This window comes from Pseudocolwellia agarivorans (genome assembly GCF_002000085.1).
Lineage (GTDB): Bacteria > Pseudomonadota > Gammaproteobacteria > Enterobacterales > Alteromonadaceae > Pseudocolwellia > Pseudocolwellia agarivorans.
Map to the genome: position 1 here is coordinate 1 of NZ_MUZU01000038.1, position 1,265 is coordinate 1,265.

Annotated in this window: 2 protein-coding genes; both read left to right on the forward strand. The window is 38.0% G+C overall.

The window, feature by feature from the left end; all coding sequences use genetic code 11:
• Nucleotides 1–493 precede the first annotated feature (493 nt).
• The gene (locus tag B0X80_RS20200) at nt 494–772 is read left to right on the forward strand and encodes a type II toxin-antitoxin system RelE/ParE family toxin (RefSeq protein ID WP_077343690.1); all 279 of its coding nucleotides are present in this window, start codon (nt 494–496) and stop codon (nt 770–772) included.
• Entirely contained in the window at nt 772–1,065 is a 294-nt protein-coding gene (locus B0X80_RS20205; protein WP_077343692.1) for a HigA family addiction module antitoxin, read from the forward strand. The genes B0X80_RS20200 and B0X80_RS20205 overlap by 1 nt, the downstream gene beginning before the upstream one ends.
• The last annotated feature ends 200 nt before the right edge of the window (nt 1,066–1,265 follow it).

Sequence of the window (1,265 nt, forward strand, 5' to 3'; positions counted from 1 at the left end):
AAAGTTTATCAGGCATATAACAAGCAATTTAACGGGACTTTTACAGCTGGCTGTGCTCGTTCCTCGCTATTTTAGCCAGCAATAAAAGCCCATTAATTGGGCGTTATATGCAATTCATGTAGTAGGGTGTTTTAGCTAAGAATTTGGTTGTTAACTTTTACTTTTGTAAGTGCTGCTACGAGTTTCGCTATTATAGTTTTCCAATGTCCACTAATAAGCTTTGCCTATTTAAAAGACTTTTGTTGGCAAAGCTATTATTTCGTTCTGGCATTTGTGGGTAGCTCAATTTATAGTGTGCTTATTACTACCGTCTTTTACTTCTGGCTTTTGTATTTTAGTTCAGGTTTATCAGGCATATAACAAGGCATTGCAGCAGGACTAAAAACAGTTGGCCGTTGCTCGTGCCTCGCTATTTTGGCCAACAATTTTTAGCCTCTGAATGGGGCGTTATATTTTTATCGACGAGCGATGCGCATCGCGCTATACTTGTGTCATGATTAAATCTTTCAAACACAAAGGCCTTAAGAAATACTTCCAAACAGGAAGTGTCGCAGGAATTCAGGCTAAGCATCAACGTAAATTACGTATGCAACTTACAGCAATAGATACCGCGCAAGAAATTGAAGATATCAATTTACCCGGTTTTAAATTGCACCCTCTCAAAGGGGATCGTGATGGGATTTGGTCTATTACTGTAAATGGTAACTGGCGCATTACTTTTGAGTTTATCGATGGTAATGCATATATTCTCAACTATGAGGACTATCACTAATGGCTATGCATAATCCGCCACATCCTGGAGAGTTTATCTACGATGTATATTTAGAGCCAGCTGGTTTTAGCTGTCGTTATTTAGCTAAACAACTAGATGTGGCTTCATCTACTTTAAATAGAGTTCTAAAAGGTCAAAGCGCAATATCACCAGAAATGGCACTTCGCTTATCTAAAGCAATTGGTAGAACTCCCGAGAGTTGGTTAGCAATGCAAGATAACTATGATCTTTGGCATGCTAAGCAACAAATTAACTTAACAAATGTCCACACAGTAAACTTTGCAGTGGCATAAAAAATATAACAAGTTGCTTAAACGGAAAAATAACAGTTGGCTACCTTCGCTTCGCTCGTTATTTTAGCCAACAATTATTTTCCGCTTAGCAAAGCGTTAGCTGTATAGGGAAATTCGGCGTTGATCGTTCAAGGAAGATATAAAAGGTTAATTATTGGTTTCCTATTTCCACCAATATTAGGTGCGTTATTGTTAAGCCT